This is a genomic window from Yinghuangia seranimata (genome assembly GCF_029953285.1).
Lineage (GTDB): Bacteria > Actinomycetota > Actinomycetes > Streptomycetales > Streptomycetaceae > Yinghuangia > Yinghuangia seranimata.
Map to the genome: position 1 here is coordinate 77,945 of NZ_JASAOI010000014.1, position 21,486 is coordinate 99,430.

The 21,486-nt window shown below is 73.5% G+C and carries 19 protein-coding genes; 10 read left to right on the top strand and 9 right to left on the bottom strand.

What is annotated here, in order from left to right; genetic code table 11:
• Positions 1 to 67: 67 nt before the first annotated feature.
• Positions 68 to 1,351: a DUF4190 domain-containing protein gene (locus QI554_RS10020; RefSeq protein WP_281468239.1), complete on the bottom strand. Its 1,284-nt coding sequence runs from the start codon at positions 1,349 to 1,351 to the stop codon at positions 68 to 70.
• 105 nt (positions 1,352 to 1,456) lie between these two features.
• Here QI554_RS10020 and QI554_RS10025 point away from each other — a divergent pair, with 105 nt between their 5' ends.
• Positions 1,457 to 1,858 carry a winged helix-turn-helix transcriptional regulator gene (locus QI554_RS10025; protein ID WP_281468241.1) on the top strand — a complete coding sequence of 134 codons (402 nt, stop codon included), beginning with the start codon at positions 1,457 to 1,459 and terminating at the stop codon, positions 1,856 to 1,858.
• A gap of 45 nt (positions 1,859 to 1,903) precedes the next feature.
• Here the strand turns inward: QI554_RS10025 and QI554_RS10030 are convergent, their stop codons facing one another.
• Together QI554_RS10030 and QI554_RS10035 are read right to left on the bottom strand one after the other, a co-directional pair.
• Positions 1,904 to 3,424, bottom strand: a complete 1,521-nt coding sequence (locus tag QI554_RS10030; RefSeq protein WP_281468243.1) for an AlkA N-terminal domain-containing protein — start codon at positions 3,422 to 3,424, stop codon at positions 1,904 to 1,906.
• Positions 3,425 to 3,543: 119 nt separating this feature from the next.
• On the bottom strand, positions 3,544 to 4,125 hold the full coding sequence (locus QI554_RS10035) for a CGNR zinc finger domain-containing protein (protein WP_281468245.1): 582 nt from the start codon (positions 4,123 to 4,125) through the stop codon (positions 3,544 to 3,546).
• 113 nt (positions 4,126 to 4,238) lie between these two features.
• Between QI554_RS10035 and QI554_RS10040 the strand changes: the two genes are divergently transcribed.
• From QI554_RS10040 to QI554_RS10050, 3 genes are all read left to right on the top strand, one after another.
• Positions 4,239 to 4,586, top strand: coding sequence for a VOC family protein (locus QI554_RS10040; protein WP_281468247.1), 348 nt, complete (start codon positions 4,239 to 4,241; stop codon positions 4,584 to 4,586).
• Between the two features lie 41 nt (positions 4,587 to 4,627).
• On the top strand, positions 4,628 to 5,167 hold the full coding sequence (locus tag QI554_RS10045; protein WP_281468249.1) for a methylated-DNA--[protein]-cysteine S-methyltransferase: 540 nt from the start codon (positions 4,628 to 4,630) through the stop codon (positions 5,165 to 5,167).
• Between the two features lie 129 nt (positions 5,168 to 5,296).
• Positions 5,297 to 6,061, top strand: coding sequence for a TetR/AcrR family transcriptional regulator (locus tag QI554_RS10050; RefSeq protein WP_281468251.1), 765 nt, complete (start codon positions 5,297 to 5,299; stop codon positions 6,059 to 6,061).
• A gap of 66 nt (positions 6,062 to 6,127) precedes the next feature.
• Here the strand turns inward: QI554_RS10050 and QI554_RS10055 are convergent, their stop codons facing one another.
• On the bottom strand, positions 6,128 to 8,179 hold the full coding sequence (locus QI554_RS10055) for a phosphocholine-specific phospholipase C (protein ID WP_281468252.1): 2,052 nt from the start codon (positions 8,177 to 8,179) through the stop codon (positions 6,128 to 6,130).
• 184 nt (positions 8,180 to 8,363) lie between these two features.
• Positions 8,364 to 9,173, bottom strand: coding sequence for a DeoR/GlpR family DNA-binding transcription regulator (locus QI554_RS10060; protein ID WP_281468711.1), 810 nt, complete (start codon positions 9,171 to 9,173; stop codon positions 8,364 to 8,366).
• 242 nt (positions 9,174 to 9,415) lie between these two features.
• Between QI554_RS10060 and QI554_RS10065 the strand changes: the two genes are divergently transcribed.
• From QI554_RS10065 to QI554_RS10080, 4 genes are all read left to right on the top strand, one after another.
• Positions 9,416 to 12,316 (top strand): DEAD/DEAH box helicase, encoded by a 2,901-nt coding sequence (locus QI554_RS10065; protein ID WP_281468253.1) that lies wholly within the window; start codon positions 9,416 to 9,418, stop codon positions 12,314 to 12,316.
• A gap of 29 nt (positions 12,317 to 12,345) precedes the next feature.
• Positions 12,346 to 13,620 carry an SWF or SNF family helicase gene (locus QI554_RS10070; protein ID WP_281468255.1) on the top strand — a complete coding sequence of 425 codons (1,275 nt, stop codon included), beginning with the start codon at positions 12,346 to 12,348 and terminating at the stop codon, positions 13,618 to 13,620.
• A gap of 340 nt (positions 13,621 to 13,960) precedes the next feature.
• Positions 13,961 to 14,821 (top strand): helix-turn-helix transcriptional regulator, encoded by an 861-nt coding sequence (locus QI554_RS10075; protein WP_281468257.1) that lies wholly within the window; start codon positions 13,961 to 13,963, stop codon positions 14,819 to 14,821.
• 48 nt (positions 14,822 to 14,869) lie between these two features.
• A complete protein-coding gene (locus QI554_RS10080) occupies positions 14,870 to 15,271 on the top strand; it encodes a DUF2784 domain-containing protein (RefSeq protein ID WP_281468259.1) in 402 nt (133 codons plus the stop codon).
• Positions 15,272 to 15,330: 59 nt separating this feature from the next.
• On the opposite strand, the gene QI554_RS10085 is transcribed toward QI554_RS10080, so the two are convergent.
• Positions 15,331 to 15,822 carry a MarR family winged helix-turn-helix transcriptional regulator gene (locus QI554_RS10085; protein ID WP_281468261.1) on the bottom strand — a complete coding sequence of 164 codons (492 nt, stop codon included), beginning with the start codon at positions 15,820 to 15,822 and terminating at the stop codon, positions 15,331 to 15,333.
• A 106-nt stretch (positions 15,823 to 15,928) separates the two neighbouring features.
• On the opposite strand from QI554_RS10085, the gene QI554_RS10090 reads away from it, so the two are divergent.
• Positions 15,929 to 17,197, top strand: a complete 1,269-nt coding sequence (locus QI554_RS10090; protein WP_281468263.1) for an MFS transporter — start codon at positions 15,929 to 15,931, stop codon at positions 17,195 to 17,197.
• Between the two features lie 59 nt (positions 17,198 to 17,256).
• A complete protein-coding gene (locus tag QI554_RS10095) occupies positions 17,257 to 17,859 on the top strand; it encodes a mycothiol-dependent nitroreductase Rv2466c family protein (protein ID WP_281468713.1) in 603 nt (200 codons plus the stop codon).
• A gap of 47 nt (positions 17,860 to 17,906) precedes the next feature.
• Here the strand turns inward: QI554_RS10095 and QI554_RS10100 are convergent, their stop codons facing one another.
• From QI554_RS10100 to QI554_RS10110, 3 genes are read right to left on the bottom strand one after another with little or no spacing between them, the layout of a single operon-like run.
• The gene (locus QI554_RS10100; protein ID WP_281468265.1) at positions 17,907 to 18,713 is read right to left on the bottom strand and encodes a tetratricopeptide repeat protein; all 807 of its coding nucleotides are present in this window, start codon (positions 18,711 to 18,713) and stop codon (positions 17,907 to 17,909) included.
• A 52-nt stretch (positions 18,714 to 18,765) separates the two neighbouring features.
• The gene (locus QI554_RS10105; RefSeq protein WP_281468267.1) at positions 18,766 to 19,419 is read right to left on the bottom strand and encodes a response regulator; all 654 of its coding nucleotides are present in this window, start codon (positions 19,417 to 19,419) and stop codon (positions 18,766 to 18,768) included.
• Positions 19,416 to 21,449 carry a sensor histidine kinase gene (locus QI554_RS10110; RefSeq protein WP_281468270.1) on the bottom strand — a complete coding sequence of 678 codons (2,034 nt, stop codon included), beginning with the start codon at positions 21,447 to 21,449 and terminating at the stop codon, positions 19,416 to 19,418. Before QI554_RS10110 ends, QI554_RS10105 begins: the two co-directional genes overlap by 4 nt.
• Positions 21,450 to 21,486 lie beyond the last annotated feature (37 nt).

Here is a 21,486-nt window from a genome sequence, read left to right on the forward strand (position 1 = left end):
TACCGGTTACTTCAACGAAACCGAGGCGCGCCCGGACGAGGTCCGGGCGCGCCTTCGACGGCGCGGATCAGCCGGTCGTCGTAGGACCGTTGGCGAGACCGAGCGCGTCGCGGGCCCGGGTGGCCTCGGAGCCGCCGGCGCTGGGCACCTTCTTGAAGGCGCTGATGAACGAGTCCACGTCGGGCGCCGCGGCGAGCGCCTGGAACGCCGGTATGCGAGCCCGGTCCTTCGCCACGAGCGCGGCAACGTGCGGGGCCGCCGCCGCCGGGAACGTGTGCGCTTCCAAGGCGTCGGCCTCACCCTGCAGTGCCTTCACCATTGCGGCGGCCCAGTCCTGATACTCCTTCAGGTTCGTCTCGTCGATGTCGGCCTCGGGCGCGTCCGGAGCGTTGTTGTAGATGCGCACCGCCTTGAGGTACGCGAGTTGGTCGGCGTTCAGGTTCGTCTCGTCGCGGCGGATGGAGGCGCGGACCGAGGACCCGGTTCCCGCGGTGCAGATGACCCGGTGGTTGCCGCGCGCCCACGACATGGCGTCGGGCCGGTAGTAGAAGACCTGGAGCTGCTCGTCGTAGGCCCGGATGTCCATGGCGTAGTCCCCGAGGACTTCCTGGCACCGCTGCATGGCCCCGGACTTGACGGGCGCGTCGCCGGGGTAGGTGTCGCCGGGCAGCGTGTAGTCGCCCGTGACCTCCGCCGTGTGCGGCTCGGTGCACGGGACGACGCGGACCACGATCGAGCGCCGGTGGGCCTCTTCACCGGGGTTCATCGGGTGTTCCGTGGTCCGGTCGCTGAAGCAGTCGCCCTTGCGCAGCGTGGTGACGTCGATGTCGCCGGACTGCGTCACGGCGCCGTTGTCGTCCCGCTCGGGGTCGTCGTCGGTGTCGATGACGCCCGTGGCGATCAGGGTGACCAGCGTGACGGCGAAAGCCGCCATGAGCGAGGAGATCACGACACCGGCGATCGCCAGGCCCTTGCCGCGTTCGCCGCGCCGGCGTATCTGGGACAGCGCCGCGATGCCGAAGCCCAGGCCGACCGGCCACAGGCAGGTCAGCGACGTGACCAGCGAGGTGATCGCGAAGCGGTTGGTGCGGTCGGGGTGCCAGCCCGGCGGCGGGTTGTAGCCCTGGTAGCCGTAGGGGTACGGGTGCGGGTAAGCCTGCTGGTACGGCTGCTGATAGGGCTGTCCGGCGAAGCCGACGCCGGGCCCGGGCCCGGGTGTCGCGGCGGGCTGAGGGGCGGCGTCGGGGCCTGGCTCGGGACCGGTCTCCGGACCGGTCTCGGCGGCGTCCGGAACGGCGTCGGCGACAGGTTCCGCGGCGGCGTCCGGCTCGGGATCTCTCGGGGTGTCCACGCTTTCGTGCTCCTGGGACGGCGTGATGTGAGGCGCGCATCCTACCTGTCGGTTGGATGCGCCCAACTGCCGCCCCTGCTCTGGTGATCCGCTAGCGTCACAGCTATGCCCGACACCCGCGACACGACCGCCCCCGCCCCGCTCACCGCGGACTTCTTCGACCCGGCCTGCCCGCAGAGCGCGATGCCGATCCGCATCGGCGAGAAGTGGGCGGGCATGGTCGTGGCGTGTCTCGCCGACGGGCCGCGGCGGTTCTCGGAGTTGAAGGTGCCGCTGCGCGGGATCACGCCCAAGGTGCTCACCGAGACGCTGCGGGCGCTCGAGCGGGACGGCATGGTGACGCGGACCGCCTACCCGGAGACGCCGCCGCGCGTCGAGTACGAACTGACCGACCTCGGGCGGACGTTGCTCGGGCCGATCCAGGCCTGCCGGGAATGGGCCGCCGAGAACCTGCCGGCATTGCTGGCGGCGCGGGAGGCTCACCAGGAGGGCCTGGACCGGCGCTGAGCCGAGCGACGACTGGGCGACAGCTGAGCGACCGAGGCCGAGCGGTCAGGCCGCGGACTCCGCGGCCGGAGCGTCGGCGACGACGTCGGACAGGTGCGTCCACAGGTGCATCGCGGCGTACGCGCGCCAGGGCCGCCAAGCCTCGGCGCGGGCCGTCGCGGCCCGGGCTTCGTCGTCGGCGCCGAGCGAGCGCAGTGCCTGCCGAACTCCCAGATCGGTGACGGGGATGGCGTCGGGGTCGCCGAGCGCGCGCATCGCGATGTAGGACGCGGTCCACGGGCCGATGCCGGGCAGGGCGAGGAGTCCGCGTTCGGTCTCGTCGCGGTCGGCGCCGGGGTCGAGGACGACGTCGCCGTCCGCGACCGCACGCGCGACGGCGCGCAGCGCGGTGATGCGCGCGTTGGTCAGCCCGATACCGCTCAGGTCGTCCTCGGCGACCTGTTCGGCGCTGGGGAACATGTGCGTCAGCGTCCCGTCCGCCGAGGCAAGCGGGCAGCCGAGCTTGGCGACGATGCGCTCGGCGAGCGTGCGGGCGCCCTTGACGGTGACCTGCTGCCCGAGCACGGCGCGGACCGCGAGCTCGAAGCCGTCGACGTGCCCGGGCACGCGCAGCCCGGGCCGGGCGGCGACCAGCGGAGCCAACAGCGGGTCGGCGCCGAGCACTTCGTCGACACCCTGCGGGTCGGCGTCCAGGTCGAACAGCCGGCGGCAGCGCTGCACGGCGGCGGTCAGGTCGCGCAGGTCCTCCAGGCGCAGCCGCAGCGTCGCGAACCCGGCCTCGGGGTGCGGCGTGACGGTCATGATGCCGGTGCGGCGCGGCAACCGGAGGCTGCGCCGATAGGAGACCATGCCTCCTGCGCCGTCCGTCCCCGCGGGGACGACCTCCTCGACACCGCCGATCGCCCGCGTCCCGAGGAATCCGAGGATGGGGTCGAGCGCATAGGGCCGACGGTGCTGGAGCCGCAGGACGATGTCGCCCTCGCCGTCCGCGCCGGGGCCGGTCGGGCGCCGTCGGCGGCGCAGCTCGCTCGGCGTGCAGCCGAACGCCTCGGCCATGCTCTCGTTGAACTGCCGCACACTCGCGTAACCGGCCGCGAACGCGATCTGCGTGATCGGCAGGTCGGTGGCCTCGAGGAGCATGCGGGCGGTCTGCGCCCGGCGCATGCGGGCGAGCGCGAGCGGGCCGGTGCCGACCTCGCCGACCATCTGGCGGTGCAGGTGGCGCTCGCTGACCGCGAGGCGGCGGGCGAGCGCGGAAACGCCGCCCTCGTCGACGACGCCGTCGGCGATCAGCCGCAGCGCGCGGCCGACCAGGTCGGCGCGGATGTCCCAGTCGGGCGAGCCGGGGCTGGCCTCGGGGCGGCAGCGCTTGCAGGCGCGGAAGCCGGCGGCCTGGGCGGCCGCGGCGGTGGAGAAGAACGAGACGTTCTCGGGCTTGGGAGTGCGGGCCGGACAACTCGGGCGGCAGTAGATGCCGGTGCTTGATACAGCCGTGTAGAAGCTGCCGTCGAAGCGGGCGTCGCGGCTGCTGATGACCTGGTAGCGGGCGGTGAAGGTGTCGGGCACCCCTCCATCATGCGGGGTCGCGGTGACGAACGACTGGCGGATTTCGGACGCGGCGGTGGCGCCCGGCCAGGAGGCGGTCGACGGGCGCCCACCGCCCGCCGAGATACCCGCCCCCGCCGTCACTGAGCCCGGCTGCGGAACGCCCGCGCCTTCGCCCGGTTCCCGCAGTACGCCATCGAACACCACGCCCGAGAGCGGTTGCGCGAGTGGTCGTAGTACGCCCAGCGGCAGTCGTCGTTGCGGCAGGCCTTCATGCGGCTCCAGGTCCCCGCGGTGACCGCGGCGGCCACGTCGCCCAGCAGGCGGGCGAGTGCCGCGTCCACGGTGCCGGTCGCGGCCGGGACGAGCGCAGCCGGATCGGCCGAGGGATCCAGGACGAGCGGGAGTTCGCGGGCGAGCGCGGTCAGGCCGGCGAGCCGGGCGGCGTCGTCGGGGGAGGGCGGGCCGTCGGCGTTGTTGCGGGCGATGAGGGCGCGCAGGCCCTCGCGTACGGCGTGGGTGCGGGCGACGTCGGCGTCGTCGACCGGTGCCCCGGCGGGCAGCAGGTCGCGGCCGGCGAACCAGGCGGCGATCGCGGCGGGGTCGGCGAGCGCCTCGGTGTCGTGCTCGACGCCGTACGTGTTGACCAGGTCCTCGATGCGGGCGAGCACACCGGGGGCGGCGTCCGCGGCGGGCTCGGGCGTGGGGTCGTGCTCGGGCATGCGGTCCCGTCCAACCTGCTATTGACGATAGCCGGTTACAGTAACTAGTGTTCTTGCTTAGAAGGTTACGTCGGAAAGTGCTCGGATATTCCTGCGAAAGAAAGCGACCTCTCATGTCTGTGCGTATCGGCGCGGTCAGCATCGACACCAACGATCTCGCGGCGGCCACCGCGTTCTGGACGGCGGCCACCGGTTACGCGGTCGACTCCGGGGACGACTCGTACACGTACCTGACCGACCCGGACAAGTCCGGCCCGGGCCTGTGCCTCAACGTCGTCCCGGAACCGCGGGTGGGCAAGAACCGCCTGCACCTCGAGCTCTACGTCGACGACCTCACCGCCGAGGCCGAGCGCCTCGAGGGCCTCGGCGCCACCCGGGTCGCGCGCCACGGCGAGGACTCCGGCGGCTGGATCGTCTTCGCCGACAACGAGGGCAACCAGTTCTGCGTCAGCGTGGGCTGACCGCGCGGTCGCGGGGGTGCACGGGAAGGCAGACTGAAGGCATGACGGGAACGGCGTCACCTGGATCGGCGGTCTTCGACACCGCGATAGGCCGGTGCGGCATCGCATGGGGGCCGCGTGGGGTCTGCCGCGTCCAGCTCCCGGAGCGCGACGACGCCGCTTTGCGGGCCCGGATGCCGGACGGCCACCCGGAGGCCGAACCGCCGCCCGAGGTCGCCGCCGCCGTCAAGGGCATCCAGGCGCTCCTGCGCGGCGAAGGCGGCGACCTGCACGAGATCACCCTCGACCTCGACGGCGTCCCGGCGTTCCATCAGCGCGTCTACGAGGTGGCGCGAGCCATCCCGCCCGGCCGCACGATGACCTACGGCGAGGTCGCCCGAGCGCTCGGCATGCCGGGCGCCGCGCGGGCGGTCGGCTACGCGCTCGGCCACAACCCGTGCGCGATCGTCGTCCCGTGCCACCGCGTGCTGGCGGCCGGCGGGGCGTCGGGCGGGTTCTCGGCGCACGGGGGTGTGGCGACGAAGATGCAGATGCTCACCATCGAAGGCGCACGAGAGGCGCCGCAGCCGACCCTGTTCTGATAACCACCTCACGCCGGACGGGCCGCGCCACGGGCCCGGCGCCGCCACGCCCGACGCGCCCCGCCTAAACTGAGTACGCCGTACGGAGATCGGCTCCGTGCGGCGTACGCACATGTCGAGGGCGGTCTGATGGCATCGGCGAAAACCGGCAGGTCCGATCCGGCGCGCACGCTCGCCCTGCTGTGGCGCGGCAAGGAGCCGGCGGCGCGGGGGCCCAAGCCGGGACTCGGCGTGGACCGCATCGTCGCGGCGGCCGTCGAACTCGCCGACGAGGAAGGCCTCGCCGCCGTGTCGATGCGGAAGGTCGCGGAGCGGCTGGGCGTCGGCGCGATGTCGCTCTACACCTACGTCCCGGGCAAGGACGAACTCCTGAACCTGATGGTCGACGCCGTCCTGGCGGAGGCGGACCGCCCCGCGGACTTCACCGGCACGTGGCGCGAGGGCCTCGAACTCCACGCACGCGCCGACCGCGCGGTCGCGCTGCGGCACCCGTGGCTGGTCGGGCTGTCGACACCGGGCCTGATGCTGATGGGCCCCGGCGAGACCGCCCGCGCCGAGTTCGCGATGCGCGCCGTCTCGGACATCGGGCTGACCCCGCGCGAGATGGCGGACGTGGTCAACATGGTCGACGGATATGTGCGCGGCGTCGCCCAGATCAGCGCCGACATCGGCGCCACGAACCGCGAGACGGACGTCGGCTACGAGGACTGGTGGGCGCAGGCGACGCCGATGTTGGAGCGGTTCATCCAGCAGAGCCGGTACCCGGCGCTGTACGGAGTGTGGGCCGCCGGGGCGTTCGAGACACCGCCGGAGGAAGGCTTCGAGTTCGGACTCCAGCGGGTGCTGGACGGGATCGAGGCCTGGATAGACGGCCGGACCGCGGTACCGGGGTGATCCCCGAGCCGGTGTGCCGGGTGGACGGGCCCGTCGGCGGCGGGCCCGTCCACCCCGGCGTTCACCTCACAGGTTGCCGGGGTCGCTGGTGCTGGCGCGTCCGGTTTCCACGTGGCCCGCGAGCCGGCGCAGGAAGCCCGGCGCGCCCGCCGCGGTGACGGTCACGTCGTACCAGCCGTCGGTGGCGCCGAGACGGGCGTTGTGCACGGCCCGTCCGCCCGGCCGCAGGCGGTACTGGGCGCCGCCGCGGGGGTTGTAGGCGTCGGCGACGACGAGTTCGACCGGCTCCCGGCCCTCGTTGGTCAGGGTCAGCTGAAGGTGCTCGGCGGCGCCGGTCTGGCGCGCGTCCACCTCCGGGCCCGCGGCGGCCGTGCCGCCCTTGAACTCGCGGTGGAAGCCGTTGGGGCCGTGCACGGTGAACGCGTAGGCGTCGCCCGCGGGCCGCCATTCGGCGGTGAGCCGCTTGCCGGCTTCCACGGTGTACGTCCACGGGCCGGCGGGGTGCGTGGCCGAGGTGACGTGGAAACACGCCCCCGCGGCACCGGTGTTGGCGAACTCCACGCGCAGCGTGCCGTCGGCGGCAAGGCGCGCGTCGGCGTCCAGGCGGTACGGCAGCGGCCGTGCGGGCCGCACCCCGTGCTCCTGCTTGGGCAGCGCCGGGTTCGTGGGCGGCGTCGGGACGTAGTCGGGGTGCCGGCCGTGGTCGGCGGGGACGTACCCGGACGTGCTGGGCAGGTGCGGCGTGTGCGGCTCGGTGCGGCGGAAGTCGAACGCCGACGTGAGGTCCCCGCACACGGCGCGGCGCCACGGCGAGATGTTCGGCTCGCGCACGCCGAAGCGGGTCTCGATGAAGCGGATGATCGAGGTGTGGTCGAACGTCTCGGAGCACACGAACCCGCCGGTGCTCCACGGCGATACGACCGTCATGGGGACGCGCTGGCCGAGTCCGTACGGTCCGGGCCGCCCCGGGGTGGCGGCCGTCGGGGTGAAGAGCTCGCCGTCCGTCGACACGGTGGACCGGCCCTGGGCGGGGGACGCGGGCGGGTAGGGCGGCACGACGTGGTCGAAGAAGCCGTCGTTCTCGTCGTACGTGATGAGCAGCGCGGTCTTGCTCCACACGTCGGGGTTGGCGGTCAGCGCGTCGAGGACCTGGGAGGTGTACCAGGCGCCGAAGTTGACCGGCCAGTTCGGGTGCTCGGTGAACGCCTCGGGCGCGGCGATCCAGGAGACCTGCGGGAGCCGGTTCGCCTTGACGTCGGCACGGAGGATGTCGAAGAAGCCTTCGCCGGCCTTGCTGTTGGTGCCGGTGCGGGCCTTGTCGTACAGCGGGTTGCCGGGGGCGGCGGTGCGGTACTGGTTGAAGTAGAGCAGCGCGTTGTCGCCGTAGTTGCCGATGAACGCGTCGTTGGTCCAGCCCCACGAGCCGGGTCCGTCGAGGCCGTCGCCGATGTCCTGGTAGATCTTCCAGGAGACGCCCGCCTGCTCCAGGCGCTCGGGGTAGGTCGTCCAGCCGTAGCCGAGTTCGGCGTTGGAGATGACGGGGCCGCCGCCCTTGCCGTCGTTGCCGGTGTAGCCGGTCCACATGTAGTAGCGGTTCGGGTCGGTCGGGCCCATGAGCGAGCAGTGGTACGCGTCGCAGATGGTGAACGCGTCGGCGAGCGCGAAGTGGAACGGGATGTCGTCACGCGTCAGGTGCGCCATCGTCGTGGTCGTCTTCGCCGGTATCCACCGGTCGTACGCGCCGCCGTTCCACGCGTCGTGGCCGTCGTCCCAGCCGTGCGGGGTCCCCTGGAGGAACACGTCGCCCAGGCCGTTGTGGTCGGGGCGGAACGGCAGGACGTCCTTGGCGCCGTCCGACTGGTACCACACCGGCTTGCCGTTGGGCTGCGTCGCCGGGCGCGGGTCGCCGAAGCCGCGCACGCCGCGCAGCGTGCCGAAGTAGTGGTCGAACGACCGGTTCTCCTGGACGAGGACGACGATGTGCTCGATGTCCTGGATGGTGCCGGTGCGCCGGTTGGCGGGGATCGCGGCGGCGCGGGCGATGGGCGCGGACAGCGCGGACAGGGCGGCGGTGCCGCCCGTCAGCTGGAGGAAGCGACGGCGGTTGATGGCGTTCACGGCAGGCAGATCTCCCACACGGTCGGGGGACGGTGCGGACGGGGGCATCCGCGCCGCGGAGCACCCTAGCGGGAGTCTGGTCGATTTTGTTGATTTCTCTGTTCGATCTTGCGTGGTGATCGAGCATCAGCAGCTGAGGCTGTTGGAATTTGTTGATTCCTGAAGCGATGGGGTTGTGCGGCGGCTACGCGTCCGTCGCGGCCACGAGGACTTCGCGCACCGACTGCCGGGCTGCCTCCCCGACGTCGTCCGGCAGCCCTGCGTCCGTCACCCAGGTGTCGACCTCGTCCAAGGCGGCGAACGACGACAGCCCGACGACGCCCCACTTCGTGTGGTCGGCCACCACGACGACGCGCCGCGCCGACGCCACCAGGAGCCGGTTCGTCTCCGCCTCGGCGAGGTTGGGGCTGGACAGTCCGGCCTGCGCGGACAGGCCGTGCACGCCGAGGAACAGGACGTCGAAGTTCAGCGACCGGATCGCCTGGTCCGCCACCGGGCCCACCAGGGCGTCGGAGCGGGTGCGCACCCCGCCGGTCAGCACCACCAGTGCGTCCGCGCCGCGCCCCTCGCGGCGCGCGGACTCGAACACGTCCGCCACGGGCACCGAGTTGGTCACCACCGTGAGCCGCTCCACGTCGGTCAGCGACCGTGCGAGCGCGGCCGCCGTGCTTCCGCCGGACAGCGCGATCGCCGACCCCGGTGCGACGAGCCGCGCCGCGGCCAAGGCGATCTGGCGCTTGGCGGCCGACTGCAGCGCCGACTTCGTCGCGAAGTCCGGCTCGTGGGTCCGGGTGTCCTCGGGGGCGACCGCGCCGCCGTGCACCTTCACCACCTCGCCCGCACGCGCGAGCGCGTCGAGGTCGCGGCGGACCGTCATGTCGGAGACGTTCAACTGCCGGGTCAGCTCCGCGACGCGCACCGCACCGCGGCGGCGCACCTCCTCGAGGATCACCGCCCGCCGCTGCCCGGCGAGCATCGCGCCACTGTCGGCCACCGGCTCCACCGCGACTCCTCCTCCGTGCAGGCAGCGCCCATCCTCGCACGGCGGCCCCCGGCCGTTCGGCGTTCGGCCGCCGTCGCGCGTTCCCGGGCGCCGACGCCGCGGGTGGTCGTCGGCCGGGGGTTCGGTGACGTCGGTGGGGCGGGGAACAATGCCGAGGCGTTGCCCGTTGTGCACTCCGTACGGCGTACGGTACATCGTACGGAGTGATGTTCGACCCCCTGGGAGACCCCCGCATGCCCCTCGGCACCACCGGTCCCGCCGTCCCACCCGCCGTCACACCGGTCGTCCCGCCCGCCGCGGCGGCCGCGCTCGCCCGCTGCGCGCCCGTGTTCACCCCCGCCGATCCCCCCAGGGCCGGCCACGTCGACTTCTGGAGCCCCGACGGCGTGGACCTGCCCGCCGGCGCGGGAGAGCTCGTCGAGGTGCCGGTCGCCGCACCGCCCCCGGAAGGCGGCCCGGTCGCCCTCCGTACCGTCCCCGCCCTCCGCCTGCCGGTCGCCTCCGCCGTACCCGTCCTCACCCGCGCCCGGACCGCCCCCGGCGCCCACCGCGCGGCCGCCTTCTGGGGCGCGGTCTGCGTCGCCGCTCTGCAACTCGTCGCCCGCGGCCGCATCCTCCCCGGCGTCACCCCTGGGGACCACGACGCGTGGCGGGCCGGTCCGCTCGACGCCGCCGATCTCGCACGCGTCCGGGACCTCGCCGCGGCGATGCCGCCCGAAGCCCGTGCCGTGCCCGTGCCGGCATCCGACTCGACCCCGACCGTCCTCGAACTGGCCCGCACCGAAGACCTCGTCAGAGCCCTCCTCGACGCCATCGCCGACGGCATGCCCCGCAGTGCAGCCGCCGCCCGCGCCACCGGCTCCCCGGTCTTCGCGGCGACCGCCCCTCTCCGCGTCCCCCGCCTGCGCCCCTGGGCCGACGAGGTCGCCGCGGGCCGGGACCGCGGACTCCGTCTGTCCCTCCGTGTCGAAGCCCCCGAAGACGACCTCACCACCGGCGGCTTCACGCTCGTCGTCCAGGCCCACTCACTGGCCGACCCCACCCTCGTCACCGACGCCGCCCGCCTCTGGGACACCGAACCCACCCCGGGCTTCGGCAGCCGAGCCCGTCTCGACGCGACCTCGTCGATCAGCCGCGCCGCCGACACATGGCCCGTCCTCGAACGTCTCCTCAACCGTCCCGTCCCGGACCGCGTCGAACTCGCGGACGACGAACTCGGCGAGCTCCTCAGCCGGTACGCCGCCGCCCTGTCCGCCGCGGGCGTCGACGTCCACTGGCCCAAGCACCTGGTGCGCCGTCTGACCGCGAAGGCGGTGATCGGCCCGGTCCAGAACCACAACGCGAAAGACGAGGGGCCGACCCGTCCCGCAACCTTCGGCGGCGACGCCGCGTTCGCGTTCAACTGGCGCCTGGCGCTCGGCGACAGCGATCTGACCGACGCCGAGATGGACGCGTTGGCCGAGTCGCACAGGCCGGTCGTCCGCCTCCGCGACCGGTGGACCCTCGTCGACCCCGAACTCCTCCGCAAGGCCCGCGAACGCGACCTCAAGCCACTGACCGCGATCGACGCCCTCGGCGCCGCCCTCACCGGTACCGCCGACGTGGACGGCGTCCGCGTCCCGGTAGCCGCCAGTGGGTGGCTGCAACAGCTGAAAGACCGCATCTCCGATCCCGACTCCGGAACCGAACCCGTCCACCAACCCGAAGCACTCGCCGCCACGCTGCGCGACTACCAGCTGCGCGGCCTGCGTTGGCTCGCGCGGATGACGGAACTCGGCCTCGGCGGCTGCCTCGCCGACGACATGGGCCTCGGAAAGACCGTCACCCTGATCGCCCTCCACCTCCACCGCCAGACCGACCCCACCACCGCCGGCCCGACCCTGGTGGTGTGCCCCGCGTCGCTGCTCGGCAACTGGGAACGCGAGATCACCCGGTTCGCCCCCGGCACGCCGGTCCGTCGCTTCCACGGCACGCGCCGCGACCTGGACGGGCTCGCCAACGGCTTCGTGCTGACGACCTACGGCACGATGCGCCGCGACGCCGACCGCCTCAGTGCGGACGTCGACGGCGACCGCGGCTGGGGCCTGCTCGTCGCCGACGAGGCGCAGCACGTCAAGAACCACCGCTCAGGCACCGCAAGGCAGTTGCGCCGCATCCCCGCCCTCGCCCGCGTCGCACTCACCGGAACACCGGTGGAGAACAACCTCACCGAGCTGTGGGCCGTCCTCGACTGGACGACACCCGGCCTGCTCGGCCCGCTCGGGGCGTTCCGCACGCGCTGGGCGGCGCCCATCGAGTCGGGCCGCGAGCCGCGCACCGCCGAACGGTTCGCCCGCCTGATCGCGCCGTTCCTCCTCCGCCGCCGCAAGTCCGACCCGGGCATCGCGCCCGAACTCCCGCCGAAGACCGAGACGGACCAGCCCGTCGCGCTCACCCGCGAGCAGGCGGCGCTGTACGAGGCGACGGTGCGCGAGCTGATGGCCGAGATCGAGGGCACCAGCGGCATCGTCCGGCGCGGCCGGGTCGTCAAGCTGCTCACCGGCCTCAAGCAGATCTGCAACCACCCGGCGCAGTACCTCAAGGAGGACAAGCCGCAGCTCGACGGGCGCTCGGGCAAACTCGAACTCCTCGACGAACTCGTCGACACGATCCTCGCCGAGGACGGCGCGGTGCTGGTGTTCACGCAGTACGTCGCGATGGCGCGGCTGATCGAACGCCATCTCGCCGGCCGCGGCGTCGCCACCCAACTCCTGCACGGCGGAACGCCGGTGCCGCGCCGCGAGGAGATGGTCGCGCGCTTCCAGGCCGGCGAAGTACCCGTGTTCCTGCTCTCGTTGAAGGCCGCCGGGACCGGCCTCAACCTGACCCGCGCCGACCACGTCGTGCACTTCGACCGGTGGTGGAACCCGGCCGTCGAGGACCAGGCCACCGACCGCGCGTACCGCATCGGGCAGACCCGGCCGGTGCAGGTCCACCGGCTCATTGCGGAAGGGACCATCGAGGACCGCATCGCGGGGCTCCTGGCGTCGAAGCGGGCGCTCGCCGACACGGTGCTCGCCTCGGGCGAGGCCGCGCTGACCGAGCTCACCGACGCGGAACTGGCCGACCTCGTCGAGCTGAGGAGCGCGCGATGACCGAGTCCACAGCAACGGGGGAGACGACCATGAGTCAGGACAGGCACCACAAGCGGGACTTCGGCACCGGGCAGAACGACGCAGCCCGAGGCTTCCCGGCGTTCCCGGCCGGACGCCGCGGCGGGCGCGCGTTCGCCCGGTCGTGGTGGGGCCGTGCGTGGATCCAGGCGATCGAGGACTCCGCGCTCGAACTCCAGGCGCTGAAGAACGGGCGCAAGTACGCCTACACGGGACGGGTCGGAACCATCACGGTCGGCGCGGGCCGGATCACCGCGACGGTCGAGGGCGACGAGGACACTCACCACACCTCCCTGGCACTGCAGCCGTTCTCGGCCACGCAGTGGGACCGCTTCGTCGCCGAAGTGGCCGGGCGGGCCGGGCACGTGGCGGCCCTGCTCCACCGCGACATGCCGCACGAACTCGCGTCGGCCGCCGCGGACCTGGGCGCACCCCTGCTCCCGGGCCTCGGCGACCTGGACCCGGCGTGCGACTGCGACGAGTGGGGCCACCCGTGCCGCCACGCGGCCGCGCTCGCGTACCAGGCGGCGTGGCTGCTCGACGAGGACCCGTTCCTCCTGCTGCTCATGCGGGGGTTGGGCGAGGCGGCGTTCTTTGCGGCGGTACAGCGGCGCGGCACCGCGGCGACCGCCGCATCGGCCGAAGACACGCCACCGGCACGACACCTGACCCCCGCTCACGAGGCGTACGCCACCGACCCGGCGCCGCTGCCGGACCCGCCCGAGGTGCCGGAAGCCCCGGGCGAGCCTCCGGCGCTGCCGGGCGTCCCGGCCGCCGAGGACGCACCCGGCGTGGCCGCCGCCGCACTCCGCCTCCTGGCCCGCGACGCGGCGTTGCGTGCCTGGGAGTTGCTGCTCGGCGACACGGCGTCCGTAGGCCTCGGCGAGCACCACGACGCGGTCCGCTTCGCTGCGGTGCACCCCGGCGAGGTCGACGCGTGCGCCCGGCTGCGCGCCTCGGCCCCGCGCCGGACGGACTTCGACGGTGCGGTCCGCGCCTGGACCTACGACGGCCCGGCGGGCCTGGCGGCCTTCGAGGAGACCTGGACCCCGGCCAAGCCGGAGGCGGCCCGTGCGGCGGCCGCACTGGGGGAGTGGGCGCGCGAGGCAGACCGGGACCTCACGTTGCAGCCGCTCCGCAACCGGTGGACCGACGAGCCCCGCGGCGTACAACTGCGCTACGGACGCGACGCAAGGTGGTACCCGTACCGCCGCGAAGCGGACGCGTGGCGCCAAGCGGCGCCGTCGGGACGGACACCGCAGGAGGCGCTGGACGCGGCGTCCTGAAGTTGAGCCGGCGGGTGGGGGCGAAGCGAACCCACCCGCCGAGAACCGCAGCAAAGCAGCGCCACCCAAGCCCAAAGCAGTGCCGGCAAGCCCCCAAAGCCGCACCCAACAGCGGCACCCAAGCCCGCAAGCACCACCCATCAGCGCCGGCCAAGCCCCGAGCCGCACCCACCAGCCGCAACCAGGCCCCAAGGCGCCACCAAGCAGCGCGCCGCCCGAACCCAAAGCATCGCCGGCCGCACGCCGATCAAAGCGGCGCCGCTCAGGCCTCCCGGGCCCGCGCAGACCACCTCGACAGCGCTCCCACGCCGAAGCGCCCGCCCGCCGCTAGGCTCGCCGCATGAACGACGCGTTCGACGACCTCGGCGACTTCCTCCGCTCCCGTCGCTCCCGCCTGCAGCCCGAGGACGTCGGCCTGCCCGACTTCGGCCGCCGCCGTCGGGTGCCGGGCCTGCGTCGCGAGGAGGTCGCGCAGCTCGCCGGGGTCAGCGTCGACTACTACATCCGCCTGGAGCAGGGCCGCGGCCAGAGCGTCTCCGACTCGGTGCTCGACGCGGTGGCCCGCGTGCTGCGCCTGAACCCGACGGAGCACGAGCATCTCCGCACGCTGGCCCGCCCCGCGCGGGCCGCCGAGCGGGCGGGGCGGTCGGGGAGCCGTCAGGTGGTCCGTCCCGAGGTCCAGGCACTGCTGGACCTGATGGCCGCCCCGGCGTTCCTGCTCGGCCGTTGCATGGACGTCCTCGCCTGGAACGCCCTCGGCGACGCCCTCTACGGCTTCGCGTCGTTCCCGCCCGGCGAGCGCAACATGGCCCGCCACGCGTTCCTCGACCCGGACGGTTCGGCGATCTACGCCGAGTGGGAGAGCGTCGTCTCCGAGACCGTCGCGTACCTGCGCCTGGACGCCGCCCGCCACCCCGGCGACCCGCGCATCGCGTCCTTCATCGACGAACTGAGCGATCGAAGCCCGGAGTTCCGTCGCCTGTGGGCCGAATACGACGTCAAGGAGAAGACCTTCGGCGTCAAGCGCATCAACCACCCGGTGGCCGGTCCGCTCGAGCTCGCCTACGAGACCCTCGCGCTGCCGGGCGACGCCGACCAGCTGGTGGTCTCCTTCCAGCCGGTTCCGTCGTCCCCGTACGTCGGCAACCTCGCCCTCCTCGGGGCGGGAGTCTCCTCGGCCCAGGCCCTCGTCGACGCCTGATCCACGCCGCCGCGCACACGAAGCGGCCCGACTGGGCATCAACCGGGTATGGGCTACCGGATCCTGGTGGGCGCGGCAGTCGTCTCCCACGTCGCCTTCCTGCTGTACGTGGTGCTGGGAGGCTTCCTGGCCTGGCGGCGGCCGCGGCTGATCTGGCCGCACGTCGCGGCCGCGATCTGGGGTGTGCTCATCCTGGCCGACGCGGTCGACTGCCCGCTGACGTACCTCGAGACCTGGGCGCGGGAGCGCGCCGGGATGTCGCCGCTCCCGTCGACCGGCTTCATCGACTACTACATCGAGGGCAACGTCTATCCCAAGGCGTGGACGCCGCTGGTCCAGGCAGCGGTCATCGGATGCGTGCTGTTCTCGTGGACGGTGCCGGCGCGCCGCGCCCTCACCCGGTGGCTGCCGCGCGGCGGGGGCGCCCCGAGACGACCGGGGCCGCGCTGAGCCCGGTCAGGCCAAGCCACCCCCTCAGCGGGCAGCGATGAGCGCGATCAGGCGCCCCCTCATCGGGCCGCGTCGAGCAACTCCCGCAGCAGGTTCCCGAGCAGCTTCGCGTCGTCCGGCGACAGTCGGCCGAGCACGGCGCGCTGCACCTCCAGCCCCGCCGCGACCGCGTTGTCGACCAGCTCGCGGCCTTCCGGGGTGAGCCGGGCGCGGACCGACCGGCGGTCGTCGGGGTCGGGTTCGCGGGCGATCAGGCCCGACTTCTCCAGCTTGTCGAGGCGGCCGGTCATGCCCCCGGTGGTCAGCATGAGCGTGCCGGCGAGCTGTTTCGGGGTCAGCCTGTACGGCTCGCCGGAGCGCCGCAGCGTGGCCAGGACGTCGAACTCGCCGCGGCCGATACCGAAGCAGCCGTACGCCTCTTCCATGCGGTTCCCGACCGCGTCCGCGATGCGGTAGATCCGGCCGAAGACCTCCATCGCGAGCAGGTCGCCGAGGTCGGGGCGCTCTCTGCGCCACTGGTCGCCGATCGCGTCGACACGGTCCTTGTGCATGACCCTCACTATGCCCCCTCGGCACCCCAGTAAGTAGATTGACACTAAGTAGCTTAGTGCTAAGTTATCGCCAAGCTAAATTGTCGTCGTGTCGGGAGGAGGCACCGTGGAACGTGTGCGGGGGGAGCGGGCCCTGATCACGGGCATGCTCGTCGACGCCGTCGGGACCGGCATGTACGTCCCGTTCAGCCTGGTCTTCTTCCAACGCGTCACCGGCCTCTCCCTGACGGTCATCGGGGCCGCGCTCACCGCCGCGGGCCTCCTCGGCATGGCCGCGCTGCCGCTCACCGGCGCCGCCATCGACCGGTTCGGCGCCCACCGGTGCCGCCAGGTCGTCTACCTGGTCCGGGCGCTCGGCTTCCTGGCCTTCCCGCTGGGCACCACCCCGGCCGCCTTCGCCGCGATCGCGCTGGTCACCTCGGCGGGCGAACGGGCGTTCCCCGCGACCCAGCAGGCGCTCATCGGCGAGATCAGCCAAGGCGCCCAGCGCGACCGCCTGTTGGCCCTCGGGCGCAGCGTCGCCAACGCCGGACTCGGCGCGGGCGGGCTGCTCGCCGCGCTGGTCATCACCCTCGCGGGGGACTCCGGCTTCCTCATCGCCGCCTGGATCAACGCGGCCAGCTTCCTCGCCGCCGCGCTGCTGGCGGCGCGGGTCCGGCCCGGCAAGACGGACCGGGCGGCGGTGCGTACCAAGACGCGCTACAGCGACGTGCTCAAGGACCGGCCGTTCGCGGGGCTGACCGCGGCGAACTTCCTGATCGCGCTGGGGTACGCGGCGCTGAGCATGCTGCTGCCCGCGTACGCGGTCGAGCAGCTCGACCTGTCGGACTCGATCGCCGGCCCGCTGTTCGCGGTGAACACCGCGCTGTGCGCCTTCGCCGGACTCCCCGTCGGGCGGCTGGCCCGCCGCGCGCGGCGGCGTACCCGCGTGGCCGCGGTCGGCGGTCTGATCTTCACGGGCGCGTTCGCCGGGTTCGCGCTGATCGACGGACTGCCGCGCCACGTGCTGGTGGTGGCCCTGTTCGGCCTGCTCGTCGTCTACACCGTCGGCGAGTTGGTGCACAACCCGAGCGCGGGCGCGCTGTCCGTCGGTGCCGCGCCGGAGGACGCCCGGGGCCGGTACCTGGCGACGTATCAGCTCTCGTGGGGGCTGTCGTCGGCCGTCGCCCCGTCACTGTTCACCGCACTGCTCGCGGTCGACGGGCGGCTGCCGTGGCTGGCGCTCGCGATGACGTCGACGGCGGGCTCCGCGCTGCTCGTCTGGCTGGAACCGCGGCTGCCCGCCGACGCGGTCTACACGACGCCGCCGGCCCCGGTCGCCGAGTCGGGCGCCTCGCAGACGCAACCGCAGCCCGCGGCCGACGCGCACCGCTGAGCCGAATCCCGCCCGAATCTTCCTTCGTCTACCAGGAGTTGACCGTGACCGACGTCGCCATGTGGTTCGACCCCAAGTGCCCCTGGGCCTGGAACACCTCCCGCTGGCTGCTCGAGGTCGAGCAGGTGCGCGACGTGCGCGTGCGCTTCCAGGTGATGAGCCTGTGGCTCCTCAACGACGGCCGCGAGGGCCTCGACGACTGGTACGCGGAGTGGCTGAGCGACACACTCGGCCCGGTCCGCGTGCTGACCGCCGCGGAGCAGAAGTACGGCGCCGACGTCCTGCGCGACCTCTACACCGCGTTCGGCAACCGCATCCACCACAGCCGCACGCCCATAGGCCCGGAGCTGTACGCCGACGTGCTGGCGGAACTGGGGCTCGCGCCGGAGCTCGCCGCGGCGGCCGACTCCGCTGAGTACGACGAGGCGCTGCTGGCCAGCCACCGGGCGGGCCTCGACCCGGTGGGCGAGGACCTCGGGACGCCGGCCATCCACGTCACCTCCGCCGCCGGCGACGTGAACGCGTTCTTCGGCCCGGTCGTGACGCCGGTTCCGCGCGGCGAGGCGGCCGGACTGCTGTGGGACGGAGTGGTCCTCGTGTCCGCCACGCCGGGCTTCTACGAGCTCAAGCGCGGCCGGAACGTCCGGCCCAGCGTCGACTGAGACCGGCGCCGACGGCCCCGGTCCCGTGCCCCGCGCCCTCGACAGCGTCAGGTGTCGAGCCCGAACCGCTCCTTCAGGAACATCAAGGCGTGGAAGTCGGCCTGTGAGCGGCGGTCCAGGTAGACCATGTGCGACCCGCCGTCCCGGGTCCCGAACTCGACGTGCCCGCTGCCGTAGCGGGGCCGGCCGTTGGCCCAGCAGGCGTCGGTGATCGACTCGAGGTCGACCCCGAGCGCGCGCCGCACGACCTCCGGGTCCGCGCCCGCGTAGGGCGCGGGGCTCGGCTCGTACGACGGCGTGAGCTTGTCCAGACCGCTGCGGGCCCGGGCCGCCGTCTCCGGGTCGCCGGTGGCGATCGCCCACGCGTACAGCTCGCGCGCCTGCTCCCTGCGGCCCTCCGCGGCCTCGAGGTTGGCGAGGTTGAGCAGGGCCTTGCGGGCGTGCTCGTGGTGCCCGGTCTCGATCGCGGCCCGGTAGAGCCGGCGCGCCTCGTCGAGGTCGCCCTGCCTGCTCTCGAACAGCGCGAGGTTGAACATCGCCTGCGGGGCGTGGTCGCGGTGCCCGGTGGCGATCGCCTCGCGGAACGCCGTGCGGGCCGCCTCGGTCTGCCCGGCGACGACCTCCAGGACCGCGAGGTTCGTCCAGGCCCGCGCGGTGACGTCCGCGTGCCCGGTGGCGATCGCCCGCCCGAACGCCGCCCGGGCCTCGGCCGTCCGGCCGAGGTTCCGTTCGAGGGCGGCGAGCAGGAACACCGCCTCCGCGGCCCGGTCCGGATCGCCGCTCGCTGCGGCCTCCAGGTACTGCGCGCGTGCCCGCTCGGCGTCGCCGACCGCCTCGTCCGGGTCCGTGATCACGTGGCCTCCCCAGGGTTCGTGACAACCCCGATCATAGGGACCCGACTTCGCCTCAGGGACGGCCGAGTCCGGCGTCGCGGGCGCGGAGGGCGGCGGCCGTGCGGTCGGCGACCTGGAGTTTGGCGAAGATGCTGGAGACGTGGTTCGCCACGGTCTTCGGGGAGATGGCGAGCCGGCGGGCGATCTCGCCGTTGGGGCGGCCCGCCGCGATGAGGTCGAGGATCTGGGTCTCGCGGTCGGTGAGTTCGGGGAAGCGGTCAGGAACGACGGGCGGTGTGGCGGTAGCCGGACCGGTGAAGAACGCCAGGACGTGGCGGGCGACGCCGGGCCCGAATATGGCCTGGCCGTCGGCCACGGCGTGGATGGCGCGGGCGATCTCCTGCTGCTGGGCGCCCTTGAGCAGGTAGCCGCGGGCGCCCGCGCGCATGGCGGCGAACACCGAGGCGTCGTCCTCGTACATCGTCAGCATGAGCACCGCGACGTCGGGCGCGGCCTCGGCGACGCGGCGGGTGGCCTCGATGCCGTCGAGGCCGGGCATCTGAATGTCCATGACGAGGACGTCGGGGCGGTGCGTGACGGCTTCTCGGATCGCGGCGTGGCCGTCCTCGGCTTCGGCGACGACCTGGAATCCGTCGATCGAGCCGAGCAGCGCCCGCAGTCCGCTGCGGACGATCGGGTGGTCGTCGGCCAGCACGATGGTGATCACAGGCTCCCCAGGGGCAGTCGGGCGGCGACGCGTCCGCCGCCGTCGGTCGCGGGGCCGACGGTGCACGTGCCGCCGACCTCGGCGGCGCGTTCGTGCATCGAGCGGATGCCGACGCCGGGGTGCCACGCGGCCCCGGGCGTCCCGCCGTCGTCGGCGACCTCGACGTGCAGGTGGCGCGGCCCGGGCGGGGCGCCGGGGGAGCGCTCGTCGACGCGGAGCCGCACCCGGATCCGGCCCGCGCCGGAGTGCCGTACCGCGTTGGTGACGGCCTCCACCGCGATGCGGTACGCCGCCGCCTCGACGGCCGCGGACAGCGCCGGGAGTTCGGCCGCCTCGACGCGCACGGCCGGGCCGGTGCGGTCGAACTGGGCGGCGCGGTGCCGGATCGCGCCGGCGAGCCCGAGGTCGTCGAGCGCGGGCGGACGCAACTCGTAGACCAGGCGCCGGACGTCGTCGAGGGCCTGCGCGGTCTCGGTGCGCAGTTCGGCGATGAGCACGCGGGCGGACGCCGGGTCGGCGTCCAGCAGGTTCCCCGCCGCGTCGGCCTTGAGGGTCACGCCGGTGAGCACGGGGCCGAGACCGTCGTGGATGTCGCGCCGCAGTCGGCGGCGTTCCTCCTCGCGCGCCGACACCAACGCCTCGCGGGAGCGCTGCAGTTGCTCGGACAGCGCGACCGCGTGCACAGCCACCGCCAGTGGGGCGGCCAGCAGTTCGACGACGGCCCGGTCGCGGCCGGACAGCCGCTGCTCGCCCGAGCGCGGCCCGACGAGCAGTTCGCCGACGCGTTCGCCGCCGTACGTCAGGGGGATCGTCTCCAGGTGCTCCGGGACCGTGCCCGACGCGGCGACTTCGGCGCCGCGCACCCGGAGCGCCGCGAACGGCAGCCGCAGCGCGTCGCGGACGGCCTCCAGGACACCCGGCAGCCCGGTGTCCAGCCGGGCCCCGACCCGGGACACCGCGCGGACGGGGTCGCCGCGGTCCCCGTACAGGATCCGCTCCACGACCCGTTGCAGCCACACACGAACAGGGTTGAACGCCACGGCGATCAGCACGGTGACGGCCGTCGAGCCGCCCAGGCCCCGGTCGCGTGCGATCGCCTCCAGCAGCGCCACCATGCCGAGGTACGCGCCGACGACGCCCGCGGTGAGCAGCGTGTACAGGACGGTCCTGGAGAACACCAGGCGGATGTCGAGGAGTTGGTGGCGCAGGATGGCCACGGTCATGGACGCGGGGATGAGCGGGATCGCGAACAGCACGTACACCGGGCCGACGCCGAACACGCCCCACGGCACCATGATGACCGCCACCAGCAGGACGGCCTGCATGAGCCACAGCAGTTGGCGCCGCTCGCGCTCGCCGCCGCGCCGGTAGCGCCGGGCCAGCGCGGCGAGCCCGACCGCCAGCGCCGCGATGTTGCGGATCTCGACCGCGGTCCACAGCGGTTCCAGGCCCGGCGGGTCGCCGACCGCGTAGCCGGAGAACCCGTTGCCGAACGGGTCGGGTTCGGTGCCCATCCGCACGGCGAACAGCGGGGACGTGAGCACCGTGGCCCACATCAGCCGTGGGAACACCGGTCGCCCGTCCGGGAACAACTGCAGCGCCAGCGGCAGGAACAGCCCGATCGCCCACGGCCACGACCACGTCGCGACCGTGATGAGCGCGCGGATCAGCCAGACCGGGCCGTCGTGCCGCACCGCGAGGTCGATGACCGGGACCAGCGCGGCGGTCGTGGCGTGCGCGACGCCCGCCGCCAGCAGCAGCCAGCCGATCGGATTGCGCGGTCGGTGCCACGCCACCAGCACTCCGCTGACGGGAAACGCCAGGCCCATCGCCGAGTTCGTGACGATGTACCGGTCCAACGCCCGGTGCCACGTCATGCCGGTGGCCGCCCCGACCACCGCGACCACCACCTCGGCGACGGCCACCGCGAACAGCCCCGTGGCCAGCACCGCCGTGACACGGGTGCGGCCGGACGCCCCGGCAGGCTCCCCCTCCCGCCGGGGCTCCCCGTGCGATCCGACCCGCGCCATGCCCCCATGATGAGGCGCCCGTCGCGCCCTGTCCCGG

What these genes read in the sequence shown, in the direction of transcription:
- QI554_RS10025 (WP_281468241.1), top strand. Translation starts at nt 1,457, where the DNA reads ATGCCCGACACCCGCGACACGACCGCCCCCGCCCCGCTCACCGCGGAC.
- QI554_RS10040 (WP_281468247.1), top strand. Translation starts at nt 4,239, where the DNA reads ATGTCTGTGCGTATCGGCGCGGTCAGCATCGACACCAACGATCTCGCG.
- QI554_RS10085 (WP_281468261.1), bottom strand. Translation starts at nt 15,822, where the DNA reads ATGCACAAGGACCGTGTCGACGCGATCGGCGACCAGTGGCGCAGAGAG.
- QI554_RS10110 (WP_281468270.1), bottom strand. Translation starts at nt 21,449, where the DNA reads ATGGCGCGGGTCGGATCGCACGGGGAGCCCCGGCGGGAGGGGGAGCCT.
- QI554_RS10080 (WP_281468259.1), top strand. Translation starts at nt 14,870, where the DNA reads ATGGGCTACCGGATCCTGGTGGGCGCGGCAGTCGTCTCCCACGTCGCC.
- QI554_RS10065 (WP_281468253.1), top strand. Translation starts at nt 9,416, where the DNA reads ATGCCCCTCGGCACCACCGGTCCCGCCGTCCCACCCGCCGTCACACCG.
- QI554_RS10075 (WP_281468257.1), top strand. Translation starts at nt 13,961, where the DNA reads ATGAACGACGCGTTCGACGACCTCGGCGACTTCCTCCGCTCCCGTCGC.
- QI554_RS10095 (WP_281468713.1), top strand. Translation starts at nt 17,257, where the DNA reads ATGTGGTTCGACCCCAAGTGCCCCTGGGCCTGGAACACCTCCCGCTGG.
- QI554_RS10070 (WP_281468255.1), top strand. Translation starts at nt 12,346, where the DNA reads ATGAGTCAGGACAGGCACCACAAGCGGGACTTCGGCACCGGGCAGAAC.
- QI554_RS10045 (WP_281468249.1), top strand. Translation starts at nt 4,628, where the DNA reads ATGACGGGAACGGCGTCACCTGGATCGGCGGTCTTCGACACCGCGATA.
- QI554_RS10050 (WP_281468251.1), top strand. Translation starts at nt 5,297, where the DNA reads ATGGCATCGGCGAAAACCGGCAGGTCCGATCCGGCGCGCACGCTCGCC.
- QI554_RS10035 (WP_281468245.1), bottom strand. Translation starts at nt 4,125, where the DNA reads ATGCCCGAGCACGACCCCACGCCCGAGCCCGCCGCGGACGCCGCCCCC.